This window comes from Duganella guangzhouensis (assembly GCF_009674535.1).
Classification (GTDB): Bacteria; Pseudomonadota; Gammaproteobacteria; order Burkholderiales; family Burkholderiaceae_D; genus Rugamonas; species Rugamonas guangzhouensis.
On the sequence record NZ_WKJK01000002.1, the window covers coordinates 54,221 to 75,238 of the forward strand.

Below are 21,018 nucleotides of genomic sequence, written 5' to 3' on the forward strand. Positions count from 1 at the left end.
GCAGTTTAGCCATCTTCACTAAACACGCTGCGTCCGATGGGGTGTGTTTAGTAAATTACGCTAAACTCAAAGCCCAACCTCATCTCGCGGTTGACCGTCAATCGACGCTAATGCAAGACTTCCACCACACCGAGGAGACAAAACAATAATGGCCACGAACGTAACGATCAGGGACATCGCCCGAGTCGCAGGCGTATCGGCGGGGACGATTTCACGCGCACTGAAAAATGAACCCGGTCTGACTGAAGCGACACGCCAGATGGTGCTGGAAACGGCACGTAGTCTGGGCTACGACTTTTGCAAGCTGCGTCCGAAGCGCCTGCGTCGCCTCACCTTCCTGTTGCACCGCCAGCACAACACTGCGGCCAGCAGTCCGTTTTACTCACCGGTGCTGCACGGCGCCGAGGAAGCCTGCCGCAAGCAGGGCATCGTGCTGTCGTTCATGGCGGTCGGCCCGGCCGATGGCCTGATCGACCAGATTCGCATGCACGCGCCGGACGGCATCGTCTGCGCCGGCTTCTTCGAACCCGAAACACTGAGCGCGCTGCGCTCGACCGGCAAACAACTGGTGCTGATCGATATGAAGCTGCGCGGCTATAGCTCGGTCAATCCGGACAATATGATGGGCGGCTACCTGGCGACCAAGCATTTGATCGACACCGGCCGCACCCGCGTTGGCTTCATCTCCGGCCCGCTGGCGCACTACAGCATCCGCGAACGTGCGCGCGGCTACCGGCAGGCGCTGTTCGAGGAAGGCATTCTGGCCGATCCACGGCTGGAAGCCAACCTGCCGGACGGCGTTGACCTTGAAACCGGCGCCTGGGAAGCGATGGAGCAGCTGCTGGATCTGCCGCATCCGCCGGACGCGGTGTTCTGCTACAACGACAGCGCCGCGCTGGTGGCGATGCGCTGCTGCCTGGCGCGCGGGCTGAAAGTCCCGCACGACATTGCCATCGTCGGCTTCGACGATATTTCGACCGCCGTGCTGGGGCACCGTCCCCTGACCACGTTGCGCATCGACAAAAAAGCGCTGGGCGCGATGGGCGTGGAAATGCTGCTCAACGGCCAGCACGAAGTCCCGGAGGAGAAGACCGCCCCGGTTGAGTTAATCGTCCGCGCCAGCACCGTGCTCGATGGCTGGCGCCCCAAGAACCTAGTAACCTTTAAACGGACCTGAAGATGGCCCCTGATTTCCGATCCCGCAGCACTCTGCTGAATCACATCCGCCACACCAAGCATTTCTATGATGCGCGCTGCGTCGACCCAAGCGGCGGCCTGTATCACTTCTATAAAGACGACGGCACGATCTACGATGCGCATACCCGCCATCTGGTCAGCAGCACCCGCTTCGTCTTTAACTATGCGATGGCGTGGCGGCAGTTCGGCGATGAGGCGGATCGGCAGCGGCTGCGCCAGGCGCTGGCATTCCTGCGCGAAGTCCATCGCGATCCGGACACCGGCGGCTATGCATGGCAGCTGACATGGAAAGACGGCGCACGCACCGTCAGCGACGGCACCAACCACTGTTACGGCCTGGCCTTCGTACTGCTGGCCTACAGCCACGCGCTGATGGCCGGTGAAAAACAGGCCGCCGAATGGATCACCGAAACCTACGCGTTGATGGAGCGCCGCTTCTGGGAAGCGCAGCACGGCCTGTACGCCGACGAAGCCAGCGCCGACTGGTCGCATCTGGACGGCTATCGCGGCCAGAACGCCAATATGCACGCCTGCGAAGCGCTGATCGCCGCCTATGAAGCCACCGGCGACCGCGCCTACCTGCTGCGCGCCGAAACGCTGGTGCACAACATCACCGTGCGTCAGGCCGCGCTGGCCGACAACATGGTGTGGGAACACTATCACGCCGACTGGTCGGTGGACACCGAATACAACCGCAACGACAAAACCAACATCTTCCGTCCTTGGGGCTACCAACCGGGCCACCTGACCGAATGGGCCAAGCTGCTGCTGCTGCTGGAGCGCCACGGCGACCAATTGGCCAACAATCCGAACTGGCTGCTGCCGCGCGCGGTGCAGCTGTTCGATGCGGCGCTGGCCAAGGCATGGGACCACCAGCATAGCGGCATCTACTACGGCTTCGCGCCGGATGGCAGCATCTGCGACGACCTCAAATATTTCTGGGTGCAGGCCGAGAGCCTGGCCACCGCCGCCCTGCTGGCGGCACGCACCGGCGAGGAACGCTATTGGACCTGGTACGACAAGATCTGGGCCTACAGCTGGGAGCATTTCGTCGACCACCAATACGGCGCCTGGTACCGCATCCTCGGCGCCGACAACAGCAAGCTGACCGACGAGAAAAGCCCGGCCGGCAAGGTGGACTACCACACCATGGGCGCCTGCTACGAAGTGCTGAACGTATTGAAGAAGGACTGAGATGGGCTTCCCTTTATTTGTGGCGGCGGGCGAAGCGCTGACCGACATGATCGTGCAGGACGCGGCGCAGACACAGTGGCAAAGCATTGTGGGCGGCTCGACCTGGAACGTGGCGCGCGCGATGGCCAAACTGGAGGTGCCGACCGCGTTTGCCGGTGCCATCAGCCGCGACGTGTTTGGCGACGCGCTGTGGCAGGCCAGCGAGGCGGCGCGACTGGATCTGCGCTTCCTGCAGCGCCATGCGCGATCGCCGCTGCTGGCGATCGTGCACCGCACCGATCCGCCCAGCTACTTCTTCGTCGGCGACGACAGCGCCGACCTGCACTTCGATGCGGCGCAGCTGCCGGACGGCTGGCAAGCGCACTGCCAGTGGGCGCACTTCGGTGGCATCAGCCTGGCGCGCGAGCCGCTGGCCGGCAAGCTGGTGGCGCTGGCCGAGCAGCTGAAGAGCAAGGGTGTGCGCATCAGCTATGACCCCAACTATCGGCTGCTGATGGATGAGCGTTACGACGCCACACTGCGCCGTATGACCGCGCTGGCGGACGTGATCAAGGTATCGGAGGAGGATCTGGAGGGACTGTTCCGCAGCAGCGACACCGCCGCCGCCTTCGCCACGCTGCGCAGCTGGAATCCGGGCGCCACTTATCTGTACACCAAAGGCGGCGACGGCGCCTCGCTGCACATCGGCGATCAGGCATGGTCGCAGCCGGCGGCCAAGGTCGCGGTGGTGGATACCGTGGGCGCCGGCGATGCCAGCATCGCGGCGCTGGCCTGGAGCATGATGCATCGCGCCGACGCGGCGCCGCTGCAGCATCTGCAGTTCTCGGTGGCTGCCGGTGCGGCGGCCTGTCTGGGCGCGGGCGCTTCGCCACCGTCACTGGCCGAGATCCAGCGGCTGGTGTAAATTGATGTAAATCGTTTAGAACCTGAGGCGGACGGCCTCCACGTCATACGGGTGTCATATACGCCCTTTAGGATGGCGGGCTTTGATACGTCCACTCTTCGGGTTCTCATGTACACACCTTTCGTTCCATCTCGCCTGCACCTGGCACTGGCCGCCGCCGGCCTGTGCGCCCTCCACTTCTCCGCTGTCGCCGCTGAAGCAGCAGCGGAAGCCGAGGATGTCGGCGCCGCGCTGTCCACGGTGGAAGTCAAAGCCATGGTGGAAAAGAAGAAGCTCAGCGACTCGGTCTGCAGTGGCACGCTGGGCTGCAAATCCGAACTGAATACGCCCTTCTCCACCAAGGCTGTCTCCAGCGAAGAAATCGAAGACCGTTTGGCCACCAGCATTTCCGAAGTGCTGAAGTACGACGCCTCGGTGACGGCGATTTCGCCACCGATCTCCACCCACCCGGCCACGATTCAGATGCGCGGCCTGCGCCTGGATGACCTGAACGGTTACAAGGTTAACGGCCTGGCCAATATCAACCGCGGCACCGAGATGCCGCTGGAGATGTTCGAGCAAGTCGAGGTGCTGAAAGGCCTGACCGGTTATATGTACGGCTTCGGTTCGCCGGGCGGCATCGTCAACTACGTCAGCAAGCGTCCGACCACCAGCAAGACCTTCAGCGCGGCCATGGGCTATCAGGAAGGTGGCGCCATCAAGGAACACATCGACATGGGCGGCCGCGTTGGCGACAACGAGGAATTCGGCTACCGCATCAACCTGCTGCATGAAGACGGCGATGTGAAGGAAGAAAGCGGCTCGATCAAGCGCAATGCCGCCGGCGCCAACTTCGACTGGCACGTCACCAAGGATCTGACGCTGACCTACGACGCCATCTACCAGCGTCGCCGCAGCGTGGGTGGCACCGACATCGTGATTTCGCCAAGCTACAAAATCCCGGCGCCTATCGCCGGTGACAGTGAGCTGAATAGCGTTGGCGCCGGCAGCGATGTGGAATACACGCTGTCGACCGTGGGCGCGGAATACCGCCTGTCGCCTGACTGGGCGGCCAACGTCTCGTACCGTACTTCGGACTCGACCCGCGTCTACAAGAAGGATCAGTACTACATCACCAACAACAACTTCGATTACAAAGACCGTGTAACGTCGGAGCTGCACGGCTACCACTTCGACCAGGTGCAGGCTTCGGTCAACGGCAGCTTCAACACCGCCGGCATCGGCCACGAGGTGGTGCTGGGCCTGATGTCGCAGAACCTAGAATCGACGTCGTCGGTCACCACGCCGAAGACCTATCTGGGCACCGGCAATCTGTACTCGCCGACCATCATCAACGTCTGGACCATCAACTACAGCGGCGGCACTTACCGCGACGAAGCCACGCGCCAGGAAGCGGTGTTTGCCAGCGATACGGTCAAGCTGAACGACAACTGGTCGGTGCTGGCCGGCCTGCGCTACAACCAGTTTGTGGATGCGGCCTTCTCGACCAAGGGCGTGAACACCGCCACCTATACCGCCAACAAAACCACGCCGACCGTGGCGCTGATGTACAAGCCAGCCGCCGACACCACGCTGTACGCCAGCTATGTGGAAGCGCTGGAGCAAGCGGCCAGCGCGCCGACGTCCACCGTTAACGCCAACCAGACCTTCGCGCCGATCAAGAGCAAACAGTCGGAAGTGGGCGTGAAGACCGAGCAAAGCTGGTGGAATGCCAGCGCCTCGCTGTTCCACATCGAACGCGGCGCGCAGTACACCAACGCCGCCAACGTCTATGTGATGGATGGCGAGACCAAGTACCAGGGCGTGGAGCTCAACTCGGTGGTGCAGGCGGCGAAGAACGTGTCGATCGAAGGCGGCGTGATGTTCCTGGACGCGACGCTGGAAAACGCGGCGGCCGGCTATAGCGGCAAGCGCGCGGTTGGCGCGCCACGCCGTCAGGCATCGGTGCAAGCCACCTGGCGCGAAGTGCTGCCTGGCCTGGCGCTGCACGTTGGCACCCAGTACCTGGGCCAACTGGCGATGGACGCGGCCAACGTGAACACGCTGCCGGCCTACACGCTGTTCGACGCGGGCTTCAACTATCGTCACCGCTACTTCGGCAAAATGGTCAGCGTGCGCGCGAATATCTCGAATCTGGCCAACCGCAAGTACTGGACCTACTACCAGGAGAATTACCTGAACATCGGCTCGCCGCGTACCGCGAGTGTGAATGTTCGCGTAGACTTCTAAGGTATGAAACCTCTACGCCTTGCGGCTGGCGCCGCGTTGTCCCTGCTGTTGTCGCATGCTTATGGCGAGCAGTTTTATCAAACCAAAACGCCGTACGCACCACAGCAGGACAGCGCCAGCTACGAGGCACCGCCGTCCGGCTACCGGGCGGTGTACACCCAACTACTGGCCCGCCACGGTTCGCGTGGGCTAAGCAGTTTCAAGACCGATCTGGCGCTGTATAACCTGTGGCAGCTGGCGGCCAAAGAGAATGCCCTGACGCCGCTGGGCCGCGCGCTGGGGCCGGACATCGAGCAGATGATGCAGGCGAATGCGCTGCTCGGCTACGGTGTGGCCGGCATCAGCAAACCGGGTTACGGCAACGAGAGCATGCAGGGCGTGCAGGAGCACATCCAACTCGCCCAGCGTCTCCACGCCCGCCTGCCGGAGCTGTTCCGCGACACGAAGACCAACGCGCGCATCGCCGTGGTCACCTCGGGCAAAGACCGCGCGGTGGACAGCGGCTACTTCTTCGCGCAATCGCTGGTGCAGCAGCAGCCATCGCTGCAACCGCTGGTCGACAGTAGCACCGACCGCTTCCTGCTCTACTTCCACAAGCTGAACGCCAAGGACGACCAACAGGTCACCGAAGCCAGCCTGGCCTACCAGCGCTGGGTCAAGAGCGACGAGCTGCAAGCCCGCGAGGCAGCCATCCACGCGCAGCCGCAGTTGAAGGCTGCCGCCCAGGCCACGCTGGCGCAGCTGTTTACACCCGCATTCATCGCCGCGCTGGATGCCGGCCAACGCAGCGCCAGCAACAGCGGCGCGCGCAGCTACACCAGCGCCGACGGCAAGTTCAACAACACCCTCACCGGCGACGGCAAAACGCACATCGCAAACGTCACCGACGCCGCGCTGGCGCTGTACGAGCTGTATGCCGCCGCCGCCGACCTGCAGGCCGAGTTGAAGGCCGACTTCACCCGTTACATCCAGCCGGAGCAGGCCCGCGTCTACGCCGAAGCCGAAGACGCCGTCGCCTTTTACGAGAAAGGTCCGGGCAGCGCGGAAAACGGCGACACCAACTGGCGCATGGCCGCCCCGCTGCTGAACGACTTCTTTGCCGAAGCCGATGCGGCCGCCGCCGGCAAGCAGACGCGCGTGGCCAAGCTGCGCTTCGCGCACGCCGAAATCGTGATCCCGTTTGCCGCCGCGCTGGGCCTGCAGGGCATGTCCGAACAACTGCCGCGCGCAGCGACTTACAGTTACCAGAGCAGCGCCTGGCGCGGCGCCGCCGTGGCGCCGATGGCCGCCAATATTCAGTGGGATCTGTACCGCAACGGCGCCGGCCGCACGCTGGTCCGCATGCTGTACAACGAACGCGAAAGCGACTTCAAACCGGCCTGCGAGCGCGCCAAAATCGCGCCCAACAGCCACTACTACGACTACCAACAGCTGAAACGTTGTTACAAATAAAATAAAGATTGTCAGATGGTCTATACCAAAAGGCGTTTCTGTTCGATTAGCAACAATTAATACAAAACTGCGCTCGTGTATGCCTTGAGGCAAATGGTAAACTGGGAAGGTCATTAGACGACTAGAGAGGTATTTCCCATGAACCAGATGTCGAGACGCCAGTTCCTTCGGGTGACTGGTGCGACCATCGCGGGTTCGAGTATTGCGCTGCTCGGTTTTGCGCCGGCTACAGCCTTGGCTGAAGTCCGGCAATACAAACTGGCGCGCAGCACTGAAACCCGCAACACTTGCCCGTACTGCTCCGTCGGTTGCGGCATTCTGATGTACGGCCTGGGCGACGGCGCCAAAAACGCCACCGCCAGCATCATCCACATTGAAGGCGACGCCGACCACCCGGTCAACCGCGGCACGCTGTGCCCGAAAGGCGCTTCGCTGATCGACTTCATCCACTCGCCTAACCGCTTGCTGGCGCCGCAGTACCGCGCCCCAGGTGCGAGCGACTGGAGCCCGATCTCGTGGGATGACGCGCTGAACCGCATCGCCAAACTGATGAAGGCTGACCGTGACGCCAACTTCGTCGAAAAAACCGAAGACGGCAAAACCGTCAACCGCTGGACCACCACCGGCATGCTGTGCGCTTCGGCGGCCAGCAATGAAGTCGGCTACTTAACCCATAAAACGATGCGTGCCACCGGCATGCTCCCATTCGACAACCAAGCACGTGTTTGACACGGTCCAACGGTGGCAGGTCTTGCCTCGACATTTGGACGTGGTGCGATGACGAATCACTGGGTAGACATCAAGAATGCTGATGTTATCCTGGTCATGGGCGGCAACGCAGCAGAAGCACACCCTTGCGGGTTTAAATGGGTCACGGAAGCCAAGGCGCATCGCGGCGCCAAGCTGATCGTGGTCGATCCACGCTTTACCCGAACGGCCTCGGTGGCGGACCATTACGTCCCTACCCGTACCGGCGCGGATATCGTGTTCCTGGGCGGCATCATCAACTACCTGCTCACCAACGACAAAATTCAGCACGAGTACGTCCGCAATTACACGGACATGCCTTTCATCGTCCGTGAAGACTTCGCCTTCAACGACGGCCTGTATTCCGGCTGGGACGACGAAAAGAACAAGTACACCGACAAGAGCAGCTGGAACTACGAGATGGGCGACGACGGCTATGCCAAGGTCGATCCGACACTCGAACACCCGCGCTGCGTGTACCAGCTGATGAAGAAGCACTATTCGCGCTACACGACGGAAATGGTGGAGAAAACCTGCGGCGTGCCGCCGGAGAAATTCCATCTGGTGGCGGAGGCATTGGCCTCGACCGCCGTGCCGGGCCGTGCCGCGACCATCCTGTACGCCCTGGGCTGGACCCAGCACTCGACCGGCGCGGAAACGCTGCGTACCGGCGCCATGGTGCAGCTGCTGCTCGGTAATATGGGCATCGCCGGCGGCGGCATGAACGCGCTGCGCGGCCACTCCAACATCCAGGGTCTGACCGACCTGGGCCTGCTGACCAATATGCTGCCGGGTTATCTGACCCTGCCAAGCGAGGCCGAGCAGGATTGGGATGCCTATGTCGCCAAGCGCGCGCTGAAACCGCTGCGTCCGAACCAGCTGAGCTACTACAGCAACTCGAAGAAATTCCTGGTCTCCTTCATGAAGGCCTGGTGGGGCGACGCCGCCACCGAGGAAAACAACTACGCCTTCGACTACCTGCCGAAGCTGGATAAACCTTACGACATGATGCAGGCTTTCGAGCTGATGAATCAGGGTAAGATGACCGGCTACATCTGCCAGGGCTTCAACATCCTGGCCTCCGGCCCGGACAAGCAGAAGATCACCGACTCGTTGTCCAAGCTGAAGTGGCTGGCCATCATGGACCCGCTGCAGACCGAGACTTCCGAGTTCTGGAAACCGCACGGCGACTTCCACAAGGTCGATCCGACGCAAATCCAGACCGAGGTGTTCAGCCTGCCGACCTCCTGCTTCGCCGAAGAGCGCGGTTCGCTGGTGTCGTCGTCGCGCGTGCTGCAATGGCACTGGCAAGGCGCCGAGCCGCCGGGTCAGGCGCGCAGCGATCTGGAGATCATGTCCGCGCTGTTCCTGCGCCTCAAAAAGGCATACCAGACCGAAGGCGGCAAGTTCCCCGATCCGATCCTGAATCTGACCTGGAACTACGCCCAGCCGCACTCGCCGACGCCGGAAGAGATCGCGATGGAATTCAACGGTAAAGCGCTGAAGGAAATCACCGATCCGAAAGATCCGACCAAGGTCATTCTGAAGAAGAATGAGCAGCTGGCCGGCTTCGCGCAACTGAAGGACGATGGCAGCACCGCCTGCGGTTGCTGGATCTTCGCCGGTTCGTGGACCGCGCAGGGCAACCAGATGGGCCGTCGCGACAACAGCGACCCGACCGGCATCGGCAACACGCTGAACTGGGCCTGGGCCTGGCCGGCCAACCGCCGCGTGCTGTACAACCGCGCCTCCTGCGACACCAAGGGCAAGCCATTCGATCCGACCCGCAAGCTGATCGCCTGGAACGGCACTTCGTGGGCCGGCGCCGACATCCCCGATTACAAGGTGGATGAACCACCGGAAAACGGCATGGGTCCCTTCATCATGCTGGCCGAGGGTGTGGCGCGCTTCTTCGCGCGTGACGCCATGGCCGAGGGTCCGTTCCCGGAACACTACGAGCCGTTCGAGTCGCCGGTGGGCCACAACCCGCTGCACCCGAACAACCCGAAAGCGTTCAACAACCCGGCCGGCCGCATGTTCCCGAATGACCGCAAAAAGCTGGGCAAGAAGGACGAGTATCCACACGCGGCCACCAGCTACCGCTTGACGGAGCACTTCCACTTCTGGACCAAGCACGCGCGCCTGAACGCCATTGTGCAGCCGGAGCAGTTCGTCGAAATCGGCGAAGCGCTGGCCAAGGAAGTGGGCGTGGTGCATGGCGACCGGGTCAAGGTGTCGTCCAAGCGTGGCTACATCATCGCGAAAGCGGTGGTGACCAAGCGTATCAAGCAACTGACCATCGACGGCAAACCGATGCATCACGTCGGCCTGCCGATCAACTTCGGCTTCAAGGGGCTCACCAAACCGGGCTACCTGGTCAACACGCTGACGCCTACCGTAGGCGATGGCAATTCACAGACACCGGAATCGAAATCGTTCCTGGTGAAAGTGGAAAAAGCATAAGCCCGAAGGAGAATCGATATGTCATTACAATCACTTGATATCAAACGCATGTCGGCCACCACGGTCACGCCTCCCCAGGCGCGCACCCCGGTGACCGGCACGGTGGCCAAGCTGATCGACGTCTCCAAATGCATCGGTTGCAAGGCATGCCAGACCGCCTGCATGGAGTGGAACGATCTGCGCGACGAGGTGGGTGAAACCACCGGCGTCTACGACAACCCGATCGACATGACGGCCCAGTCCTGGACCGTGATGCGCTTCTCGGAATACGAGAACACCAAGGGCGATCTGGAGTGGCTGATCCGCAAGGACGGCTGCATGCACTGCGAAGATCCGGGCTGTCTGAAAGCCTGTCCTTCGCCGGGCGCGATCGTTCAGTACACCAACGGCATTGTGGATTTCCATCAGGAGAACTGCATCGGCTGCGGTTACTGTGTGGCCGGCTGCCCGTTCGACGTGCCGCGCATTTCCAAGCAGGACAGCCGCGCCTACAAGTGCACGCTGTGCTCGGACCGCGTGGCGGTTGGCCAGGAACCAGCCTGCGTCAAAACCTGCCCTACCGGCGCCATCACCTTTGGCACCAAGGAGGACATGAAGACGCACGCCGAAGAGCGCATCGAAGACCTGAAGTCGCGCGGCTACGCCAACGCCGGCCTGTATGACCCGGCCGGTGTCGGCGGCACGCACGTGATGTATGTGCTGCACCACGCCGATCAGCCAACGCTGTACCATGGCTTGAAGAAGGACCCGAGCATCAGCGCCACGGTCGGTCTGTGGAAGGGTCTGACCAAGCCACTGGCATTGGCGGGCATCGCGATGACGGCGCTGGCGGGCTTCTTCCACTACTCGCGCATCGGCCCGAACGAGGTGTCGAAGGAAGAAGAAGCCGAAGCACTGGAAGAAGCTAAACGTATCAGGGAGGAAGCACCATGAGTTCGCCCAACCACGATAAAGACGGCAATCCGCTGATTCAGCGTTACACGCCCAACGAGCGTAGCAACCACTGGATCACGGCCATCTGCTTCATTCTGCTGGCGGTGTCCGGCCTCGCCATGTTCCATCCGGCGATGGCGTGGATGGCGATGTTCCTCGGCGGCGGTCAGTGGACCCGCATCCTGCACCCGTTCATCGGGCTGGTGATGTTTGCGTCCTTTGCCGGCCTGGTGTTCCGCTTCTGGCATCACAACCACATCGACGCCGCCGACAAGCAGTGGATGAAGCAAATCGGCGATGTGCTCAACAACCGCGAAGACAAGCTTCCGAAGATCGGCATGTACAACGCCGGCCAGAAGATGCTGTTCTTCGTGCTGATCGCCAGCATGTGCGGTCTGCTGTTGTCGGGCATTGTGATCTGGCGCGCCTACTTCGCGTTCTACTTCCCGATCGAAGTGGTGCGCTTTGCGGCGCTGCTACATGCGTTCAGCGCGTTTGTGCTGATCTGCTCCATCATCGTCCACATCTACGCGGCGTTCTGGGTCAAGGGCTCGATCGGCGCCATGGTGCGCGGCACGGTGACCTATGGCTGGGCGCGCAAGCACCATCCACGCTGGTTTGAGGAAGTCGTCAAGAAGCAACGCGATTAATTCAACCAGTTTCATAGCGACCCGGCGTACCATCAAAAGTGCCCGGGTCGCTTCTCTCTCTAAAGTAAGTCATTACCTGTTTGTAACTAGCCGTTCCGTTGAAAAAGGCGTAGCCTCCGCTTCATTGTTCAACAATGAAGCAAAAGAGGCCACCCATGCACATGTCCAGGCGCCAATTTCTTCGGGTTACCGGCACTGCCATCGCCGGATCGAGCATCGCCGCGCTCGGTTTCATGCCCGCCACCGCGCTCGCGGAAGTCCGTCAATACAAACTCAGCCGCACCACCGAAATCCGCAATACCTGTCCCTACTGCTCGGTAGGCTGCGGGCTGCTGATGTACGGCCTGGGTGACCACGCCAAGAACGCCATCTCCAGCATCATCCATATCGAGGGCGATCCGGACCACCCGGTCAATCGCGGCACGCTGTGCCCGAAAGGCGCCTCGCTGATCGACTTCATCCACTCGCCGCACCGGTTGAAGGAACCGGAATACCGCGCACCCGGCTCCAGCGAATGGCAGAAGATCTCGTGGGACGATGCAATGGACCGCATCAGCAAATTGATGAAGGCCGACCGCGACGCCAACTTCGTCCACCAGACCGCTGATGGCAAGACCGTCAACCGATGGCTGACCACCGGCATGCTAGCCGCGTCGGCCGCCAGCAATGAAGCCGGTTACCTGACCCACAAGGTGATGCGCAGCATGGGCATGCTGCCGTTCGATAACCAGGCGCGCGTCTGTCACGGCCCGACCGTGTCGGCGCTGTTGCCGACTTTCGGCCGTGGCGCCATGACCAATCACTGGGTCGACATCCGCAACGCCGACGTTATCCTGTGCATGGGCGGCAATGCGGCCGAGGCCCATCCCTGCGGCTTCAAATGGGTGGTCGAGGCCAAGGCGCACAACAAGGCCAAGCTGATCGTGGTCGATCCGCGTTTCACCCGCACCGCCTCGGTGGCCGACCATTACGTCGCCACCCGCACTGGCAGCGACATCGTGTTCCTCGGCGCGATCATCAACTATTTGCTGAGCACCGACCAGATCAACCATGATTATGTGAAGGCCAATACCGACATGGCCTTCCTGGTGCGCGACGACTTTTCGTTTGAGGACGGCCTGTATTCCGGCTACGACGAAAAAGCCGGCAATTACACCGACAAGGCCAGCTGGGATTACGAGATCGGCGCCGACGGTTACGCCAAGGTCGATCCGACGCTGCAGCATCCGCGCTGCGTCTACCAGCAGATGAAGAAGCACTACTCGCGCTACACCATCGAGCTGGTGGAGCGCAGCTGCGGCGTGCCGCGCGAGAAATTCCTGCTGGTGGCCGACGCGCTGGCCTCCACTGCCAAGCCGGGCCGCGCCGGCACCATTCTGTTCGCGCTGGGCTGGACCCACCATTCGAACGGCGCGCAGACCATCCGCACCGCCTGCATGGTGCAGCTGTTGTTGGGGAATATCGGCATTTCGGGCGGCGGCATGAACGCGCTGCGCGGCCACTCCAACATTCAGGGTCTGACCGACCTGGGCCTGCTGTCGAGCGCCCTGCCCGGTTATCTGACGCTGCCTTTCGAGTACGAGCAGGAGTACAGCAAGTACATGGAAGTGCGCACGCTGAAGCCATTGCGGCCAAATCAGCTGAGCTACTGGAGCAATTACCCGAAATTCCACGTCAGCTTCATGAAGGCATGGTGGGGCGACGCGGCGACCGCCGAGAATAACTGGGCCTACGATTACCTGCCCAAGCTGGACAAGCTGTACGACATGGTGCAGGCGATTGAGCTGATGCACAACGGTCAGATGAACGGCTATATCGCGCAGGGCTTCAACATCCTCGGCTCGGCGCCGGACAAGCACAAGACCAGCGAAGCCTTGTCCAAGCTGAAGTTCCTGGTGGTGATGGACCCGCTGAATGTCGAGACCTCCGAATTCTGGAAGCCGTCCGGCGAATTCAATGTGGTCGATTCGAGCAAGATCCAGACCGAAGTGTTCCGCCTGCCGACCACCTGCTTTGCAGAGGAAAACGGTTCGCTGGTCAGCTCTTCGCGCGTGCTGCAATGGCACTGGCAAGGCGCCGAGCCGCCGGGGAACACCCGCACCGACATCGACATCATGGCCGAGCTGCACCTGCGCATGAAGGCGCTGTATCAGGCGCAGCCTGGCGCTTACGCCGATCCTATCGTCAACCTGGCGTGGAACTACGCGCGGCCACACGCGCCGACGCCGGAAGAACTGGCGATGGAGTTCAATGGCCGCGTGCTGTCCACCGTGCAGGACCCGAAAGACCCGACCAAAACGCTGCTGAAAAAAGGCGAGCAGGTTTCCGGCTTCGCGCAGCTGCGCGACGACGGCAGCACCGCCAGCGGTTGCTGGATCTTCGCCGGCTGCTGGACCCAGGCCGGTAACCAGATGGCGCGCCGCGACAATAGCGATCCATCCGGCAGCGGCAACACGCTGAACTGGGCCTGGGCCTGGCCGGCCAATCGCCGCATTCTGTACAACCGCGCCTCGTGCGATGTGCATGGCAAGCCGACCGACCCGAAACGGCCGGTCATCAGCTGGAACGGCGCGGCGTGGAGCGGCATGGATACGCCGGACTTCAAGATCGACGAGCCGCCGGAAAACGGCATGGGCGCCTTCATCATGCTGGCGGAGGGCGTGGCGCGCTTCTTCGCGCGCGGCGCCTACAACGAGGGGCCATTCCCCGAGCATTACGAGCCGTTTGAAACGCCGATCGGCTACAACCCGCTGCATCCGAAGAATCCGCGCGCCACCAGCAATCCCGGCGCCCGCGTGTTCCCGAACGACCGCGCGCGGCTGGGCGTGGTGGCGGATTATCCGCATGTGGCGACCACTTATCGCCTGACCGAGCACTTCGGCTTCTGGACCAAGCATGCGCGCCTGAACGCGATTATTCAACCGGAGCAGTTCGTGGAAATCGGCGAGGACCTGGGCAAGGAAATCGGCGTGGTGCATGGCGACCGCGTGAAGGTGTCGTCCAAGCGCGGCCACATCGTGGCCAAGGCGGTGGTGACCAAGCGTATCAAGGCGCTCAAGATCGAGGGCAAGCCGGTGCACACGGTCGGCCTGCCGACTTCCTTCGGTTACACCGGCTCCACCAAGCCTGGTTATCTGGTCAACACGCTGTCGCCGGTGACGGCCGACGCCAACTCGCAAACACCGGAATACAAGTCGTTCCTGGTGAAAGTGGAAAAGGTATAAATCATGTCGATGCAATCTCTCGATATCAAACGCCTGTCGGCCACCACGGTGACGCCGGTGCAGGCACGCACCCCGGTCACCGGCACCGTCGCCAAACTGATCGACGTCTCCAAATGCATCGGCTGCAAGGCTTGTCAGACCGCCTGCATGGAGTGGAACGATCTGCGCGACGAGGTGGGGGAAACCACCGGCGTCTACGACAATCCTTTGGACCTGACGCCGCAGTCGTGGACTGTGATGCGCTTCTCGGAATACGAGAACACCAAGGGCGATCTGGAATGGCTGATCCGCAAGGACGGGTGCATGCACTGCGAAGATCCGGGCTGCCTGAAAGCCTGCCCTTCGCCGGGCGCGATCGTACAGTACACCAACGGCATTGTGGATTTCCACCAGGAGAACTGCATTGGTTGCGGCTACTGTGTGGCCGGCTGTCCGTTCGACGTGCCGCGCATCTCCAAACATGATAGCCGCGCCTACAAATGCACGCTGTGTTCGGACCGCGTGGCGGTAGGCCAGGAACCGGCCTGCGTGAAAACCTGCCCGACCGGCGCCATCACCTTCGGCACCAAGGAGGACATGAAGCTGCACGCCGAAGAACGGATCGAAGACCTGAAGTCGCGCGGCTTCGCGCAGGCGGGCCTGTACGACCCGGCCGGTGTCGGCGGCACCCACGTGATGTACGTGCTGCACCACGCCGACCAGCCGACGCTGTACCACGGCTTGCGCAAGGACCCGAGCATCAGCGCCACGGTCGGTTTGTGGAAAGGCTTGACCAAGCCGCTGGCCCTGGCCGGCATCGCCATGACGGCGCTGGCGGGCTTCTTCCACTACACGCGCATCGGGCCTAACGAGGTGTCGAAGGAAGAGGAAGCCGAGGCGCTGGCCGAGGCCAAACGCTTACAGGAGGAGTCGAAATGAGTTCGCCCCATCGTGATAAAGACGGCAATCCACTGATCCAGCGCTACACGCCGAATGAACGCAGCAACCACTGGGTGACGGCGATCTGCTTCGTGCTGCTGGCGGTGTCCGGCCTCGCCATGTTCCATCCGGCGATGTCGTGGATGGCGATGTTCCTTGGTGGCGGTCAGTGGACGCGCATCCTGCATCCCTTCCTCGGCGTGACCATGTTCGTGTCGTTCGCGATGCTGGCGCTGCGTTTTTGGCATCATAACCACATTGACAAGGCCGACCAGCAGTGGCTGCGCCAGATGGGCGATGTGCTCAACAACCGCGAGGACAAGCTGCCCAAGATCGGCATGTACAACGCCGGCCAGAAGCTGCTGTTCTTCGCGCTGATCGGCTTCATGTGCGGGCTGCTGTTGTCGGGCATCGTGATCTGGCGCGCCTACTTCGCGTTCTACTTCCCGATCGAGGTGATACGCGCGGCCGCGCTGCTGCACGCGTTTTGCGGTTTTGGCATTATTTGCGCCATCATCGTGCACATTTATGCGGCCTTCTGGGTCAAGGGTTCGATCGGCGCCATGGTGCGCGGCACGGTCAGCTACGGGTGGGCGCGCAAGCACCACCCGCGCTGGTTCGAAGAAGTTGTGCGCAAGCGCCACGACTAGACGACAAACACGCGCTGGGACTGCGGAAATGCTGGTTTGGGATTAAAATACGCCCTTTAGCCGGCAGCCATCCGCCACCGGCGATACGGGAGATATTTTGGTACAACGCTTGCTAGAACCTGGCGAAATCGAGTCGCTCGATCACACTGCCATACCACGCCTGCTGCTCCCGGATGCACGCAGTCTGTTCACCGCGCGCGCAGCCCGTCTGCGCCAGTTGGCGGACAATCAAATCAAGGGCATTCCGGTCGGCGCAACCATGCAGGGTTATCTGCTGATGATGGCCGCGCTGGTCGACGCTCAGGCGGCGGTGATCAAGTCACTGCCGGCCGACACCTTCGCCTTGCCGGATGCCGCCGGCATTCAGATGGCGATCGATCACCACATGCCGCCGCTGCCGGTCAGCGGCACGCGTCCGGCCACCTGGCGCCGTGTGTTCGCCGCGCTGCTCGATGAGCTGGACCCGCTGGCGGCCAGCCAGCCGCAATTGGCCGGCGTGCTGGCCGAGCTGCGTGCACTCGACAGCGCGCAACTGGAAGGCTGCGCCGACGCGGTGCTGGCCGAGCTGACCGAAGGCGTGCATCCGCTGCACGCGCCGTTCGTGGCCGCCGCCTTGCAAGTCATCTGGACCATGCGCGCCAGCCAGCTGGATGCACCGCATGTGCAGCCGCTGGTCACCAATACTTTGTGCCCGGTGTGCGGCTCGCATCCGGTGGCCAGCGTGATCCGCATCGGCGGACAGTCGCAGGGCTATCGCTATCTGCAATGCGCGTGCTGCGCCAGCGAATGGCATATGGTGCGGGTGAAATGCTCGTGCTGCGAGAGCAATTCGAGCATCGCTTATCAAAGCATCGAACCGGAAGGCGGCATGCCGGCGCCGACGGAGCCGATCAACAAAGCCAACGATCCAAGCAAGGTGGCGCGCGCCGAGACCTGCGACGAATGCCATACCTACCGCAAGATCTTCAACCAGGAGCACGACTACCACGTCGAGCCGCTGGCAGACGATCTGGCCAGCCTGGCGCTGGACCTGCTGGTCGGCGAAGCCGGCTACTCGCGCGCCAGCGGCAATCCACTGCTGTGGTTTAACGCGGAATGAGCGAGTCGTCCGCCGCCACCGCGTCGGGCGCGATTCGCCTCCCCGCCGTGCATCTGATCCTGTCGGACGCCGGCTGCGAGGCGTTGATCGCGCAGTACGGCCGCGTGCAGACGCTGGAGGCCGCGCGCGCATTGTTGGCCGAGCTGCGCGCGATGCTGCTGGCCGCCCGCGAAGGCGGCACCACAGGCGCAGTGGCGGCCGCGCCGGACACCAGCATTCCCGCCCTGCTGGCTATGCTGTCCGAGCGTCTGCGCGAACAAAACGCTTCGCCACTGAAACCGGTCTTCAATCTGACTGGCACCGTCCTGCACACCAATCTTGGCCGCGCCCTGCTGCCCGACGACGCCGTGCAAGCAGTGGTGGACGCGATGCGCTGGCCGATGAACCTGGAATGGGACATCGACACCGGCAAGCGCGGCGACCGCGATAACCTGATCGAAGACCTGCTGCTGGAACTGACCGGCGCCGAAGCCGCCACCATCGTCAACAACAACGCTGCCGCCGTGCTGCTGATGTTGAACACCGTGGCGCTGGGCAAAGAGGTAATCGTCTCGCGCGGCGAGCTGGTGGAAATTGGTGGTGCCTTCCGCATTCCCGATGTGATGACGCGCGCCGGCGCCGTGCTGCGCGAAGTCGGCGCCACCAACCGCACGCATTTGAAGGACTATGACGAAGCCGCCGGTCCACAAACCGCGCTGATGATGAAGGTCCATACCAGCAATTACGCCATCACCGGTTTCACCAAGAGCATCGAACTGGACGAACTGGCGCCACTGGCGAAGAAGCACAACATCCCGCTGGCGGTGGACCTGGGCAGCGGCACCCTGGTCGATCTTGAACAATATGGCCTGCCGCACGAAACCACGGTGCGCGAAACCATCGAAGGCGGCGCCGACCTGGTTACCTTCAGCGGCGACAAGCTGCTGGGTGGACCGCAGTGCGGCATCATCGTCGGCCGCAAGGACTTGATCGCGCAGATCAAAAAGAACCCGCTGAAGCGCGCCCTGCGCGTCGGCAAACTGACGCTGGCCGCGCTGGAGCCGGTACTGGCGCTGTACCGCGCCCCCGACCTGCTGCCCGAACGCCTGACCACACTCAAGCTGCTGACCCGCCACGCCGCCGACATGCGCGCGCAAGCGCAAGCCATTCTGCCGGCGCTGCAAGCCGCGCTGGGCGCCGGCTATGAAGTCAGCGACGAAGCGATGATGAGCCAGATCGGCAGCGGCGCGCTGCCGGTCGATCAACTGCCCAGCCACGGCCTGGTAGTGCGTCCCGCCGCGCAAGGCCGCATCAGCAACGCGCTAGGCGTGCTGGAACAGCGCCTGCGCGCGCTGCCGCTGCCAGTGATCGGCCGCGTCGCACAAGACGCGCTGTGGCTCGACCTGCGCTGCCTGCAAGACTACCAGCAGCAACGCTTCATCGACCAACTGACGCAACTGACAGCATGATCGTCGGCACCGCAGGCCACATCGACCACGGCAAGACCACGCTGACGCGCGCGCTGACCGGGGTCGATACCGATCGCCTCAAGGAAGAAAAGGCGCGCGGCATTTCAATCGAACTCGGTTACGCCTATACGCCGCTGCGCGCCGACGATCCGCACGGCGAAGTGCTGGGCGTGATCGACGTGCCGGGCCACGAAAAATTCATCCGCACCATGGCGGCCGGCGTCACCGGCATCGACGCCGCGCTGCTGGTGATCGCGGCCGACGACGGCATCATGCCGCAGACACTGGAACACTTGGCTATCCTGCGCCTGCTGGGCGTCAAGCGCGGCGCGGTGGCGTTGACCAAAATCGACCGCGCCGACAGCGAGCGGCTGCTGCAACTGGAACAGGATATTCAGGCTTTGCTGGCATCCACCGATTTCGCCAGCGCACGGATTTTCCGCACCAACGCCACCGCACCAGACGACGCCGGCGTGCGCGCCCTGCTGCATCATCTTGGCGAGCTGGCGGCCACGCTGCCGGCCAGCGACGAACGGCGTTTGTTCCGGCTGGGCGTGGACCGCGTGTTCACGCTGTCCGGGCAAGGCACCATCGTCACCGGCACCGCGCTGGCGGGCAGCGTGCGGGTGGGCGATACGCTGCAGCTGGCGCCTGGCGGGCAGCAGGTGCGCGTGCGCAGCATTCATGCGCAGAACCGTGCCGCCGAGGTGGGACGCACCGGCCAGCGGCTGGCGCTGAACCTGAGTGGCGCCGGCAAGGACGATATCGCGCGCGGCAGCTGGGTGGTGGCGCCTGCGCTGGCCGAGTGCTCGGAGCGCATCGACGTCGAGCTGACCTTGACGCCGGACTGCGGGCTGACGCTGAAACCGTGGTCGCCAGTACATGTGCATCTGGGCGCGTCGCACCACACCGCCAACGTGGTGCCGCTCGATGGCGAGCAGCTGACACCCGGCCACACCGCGCGCGTGCAACTGGTGCTGGACGCGCCGGTGCACGCGGTACCGGGTGACCGCTTCGTGATCCGCAACGCGCAGGCCACCGCCACGGTCGGCGGCGGCATGGTACTCGATCCCTTTGGGCCGGCGCGCAAGCGGCGTAGCCCGGCGCGACTGGCGTGGCTGGACGCGCTGGCCGATTACATCGCCACCGGCGACATCACCGCGCTGTTGGCGCGTGGGCCGCTGGGCTTGCGCGCCTCGACACTGGTGCGCTTGTCGCAGCTGCCCGCAAGCGAAATCGCGATGCCGGCGGGGACGGTCGAAGTGCCGCTGCACGGCGGCGACACGCTGCTGATCGCGGCGGCCGAGGTGCAATCGCTACAGGCCCGCGTGTTGGTCGCGCTGGCTGACTTCCACGAGCGCGCGCCGGACGATGCGGGACCGGAGCTGTGGCGCCTCAAGCGCATCGTCTCGCCGGAGATGGAAGACCGTTTGTGGAGCCGTCTGGTCGAGACACTATTGGCCGACGGCGCCATCCAGCAGCGCGGCCGCAGCCTGCACCTGCCCGGCCACAGCGTCGAACTGAGCGCCGAAGAACAGGCGGCCGCCACGCCGCTGCTGGCCTCACTGCTGGCCGGCGGCTTCGATCCGCCCTGGGTGCGCGACCTGATGCGCGAACACCATCTGCCCGAGGCCGAGGTGCGGCGCTTGCTGCTCAAAATGTCCAAAACGGGAGAGCTGAGCCAGGTGGTGAAGGATTTGTTTTATCATCCGCAGCAGCTGGATGAGCTGGCGCGGCTGGTGGCCACGCTGCCCGAGGTGCAGGCGGCCTCGTTCCGCGACGCCACCGGGCTGGGGCGCAAGCGCGCGATCCAGATCTTGGAATTCTTTGACCGGGTCGGCTATACTCGCCGGATTGGCAACATCCACCTGATACGACCGAACACCGTGTGGTCGTACAGCGCGCACTAA

General features: G+C 63.0%; 14 protein-coding genes. All 14 read left to right on the forward strand.

Translation table 11 applies throughout. The annotated features are described in order from the left end of the window. The first annotated feature begins 148 nt into the window (after positions 1–148). The 14 genes from GJ699_RS03260 to selB all read left to right on the forward strand — a co-directional run bounded on the left by GJ699_RS03260 (position 149) and on the right by selB (position 21,018). Complete coding sequence (locus GJ699_RS03260; protein ID WP_154373085.1) at positions 149–1,177, forward strand: LacI family DNA-binding transcriptional regulator; 1,029 nt, start codon at positions 149–151, stop codon at positions 1,175–1,177. A gap of 2 nt (positions 1,178–1,179) precedes the next feature. Beyond that, positions 1,180–2,391, forward strand: a complete 1,212-nt coding sequence (locus GJ699_RS03265) for an AGE family epimerase/isomerase (protein ID WP_154373087.1) — start codon at positions 1,180–1,182, stop codon at positions 2,389–2,391. Between the two features lies 1 nt (position 2,392). Next, positions 2,393–3,295, forward strand: coding sequence for a carbohydrate kinase family protein (locus tag GJ699_RS03270; RefSeq protein WP_154373089.1), 903 nt, complete (start codon positions 2,393–2,395; stop codon positions 3,293–3,295). 108 nt (positions 3,296–3,403) lie between these two features. Then, the gene (locus tag GJ699_RS03275) at positions 3,404–5,524 is read left to right on the forward strand and encodes a TonB-dependent receptor (protein ID WP_154373091.1); all 2,121 of its coding nucleotides are present in this window, start codon (positions 3,404–3,406) and stop codon (positions 5,522–5,524) included. 3 nt (positions 5,525–5,527) lie between these two features. Continuing rightward, positions 5,528–6,976 (forward strand): histidine-type phosphatase, encoded by a 1,449-nt coding sequence (locus GJ699_RS03280; protein WP_154373092.1) that lies wholly within the window; start codon positions 5,528–5,530, stop codon positions 6,974–6,976. A gap of 138 nt (positions 6,977–7,114) precedes the next feature. After that, positions 7,115–10,186 carry a formate dehydrogenase-N subunit alpha gene (gene fdnG / locus GJ699_RS03285; RefSeq protein WP_154373094.1) on the forward strand — a complete coding sequence of 1,024 codons (3,072 nt, stop codon included), beginning with the start codon at positions 7,115–7,117 and terminating at the stop codon, positions 10,184–10,186. Positions 10,187–10,204: 18 nt separating this feature from the next. Further along, positions 10,205–11,119 (forward strand): formate dehydrogenase subunit beta, encoded by a 915-nt coding sequence (fdxH, locus tag GJ699_RS03290; RefSeq protein WP_154373096.1) that lies wholly within the window; start codon positions 10,205–10,207, stop codon positions 11,117–11,119. Beyond that, on the forward strand, positions 11,116–11,769 hold the full coding sequence (locus GJ699_RS03295; RefSeq protein WP_154373098.1) for a formate dehydrogenase subunit gamma: 654 nt from the start codon (positions 11,116–11,118) through the stop codon (positions 11,767–11,769). The genes fdxH (GJ699_RS03290) and GJ699_RS03295 overlap by 4 nt, the downstream gene beginning before the upstream one ends. 155 nt (positions 11,770–11,924) lie before the next feature. Further along, on the forward strand, positions 11,925–14,993 hold the full coding sequence (gene fdnG, locus GJ699_RS03300; protein WP_154373100.1) for a formate dehydrogenase-N subunit alpha: 3,069 nt from the start codon (positions 11,925–11,927) through the stop codon (positions 14,991–14,993). A gap of 3 nt (positions 14,994–14,996) precedes the next feature. Beyond that, positions 14,997–15,911 (forward strand): formate dehydrogenase subunit beta, encoded by a 915-nt coding sequence (fdxH, locus tag GJ699_RS03305; RefSeq protein ID WP_154373102.1) that lies wholly within the window; start codon positions 14,997–14,999, stop codon positions 15,909–15,911. Continuing rightward, a complete protein-coding gene (locus GJ699_RS03310) occupies positions 15,908–16,561 on the forward strand; it encodes a formate dehydrogenase subunit gamma (protein ID WP_154373104.1) in 654 nt (217 codons plus the stop codon). Before fdxH (GJ699_RS03305) ends, GJ699_RS03310 begins: the two co-directional genes overlap by 4 nt. Positions 16,562–16,658: 97 nt before the next feature. Beyond that, complete coding sequence (gene fdhE, locus GJ699_RS03315; protein ID WP_154373106.1) at positions 16,659–17,660, forward strand: formate dehydrogenase accessory protein FdhE; 1,002 nt, start codon at positions 16,659–16,661, stop codon at positions 17,658–17,660. Further along, a complete protein-coding gene (gene selA / locus GJ699_RS03320; RefSeq protein ID WP_154373108.1) occupies positions 17,657–19,108 on the forward strand; it encodes an L-seryl-tRNA(Sec) selenium transferase in 1,452 nt (483 codons plus the stop codon). The genes fdhE and selA overlap by 4 nt, the downstream gene beginning before the upstream one ends. Beyond that, complete coding sequence (gene selB / locus GJ699_RS03325; RefSeq protein ID WP_154373110.1) at positions 19,105–21,018, forward strand: selenocysteine-specific translation elongation factor; 1,914 nt, start codon at positions 19,105–19,107, stop codon at positions 21,016–21,018. Before selA ends, selB begins: the two co-directional genes overlap by 4 nt.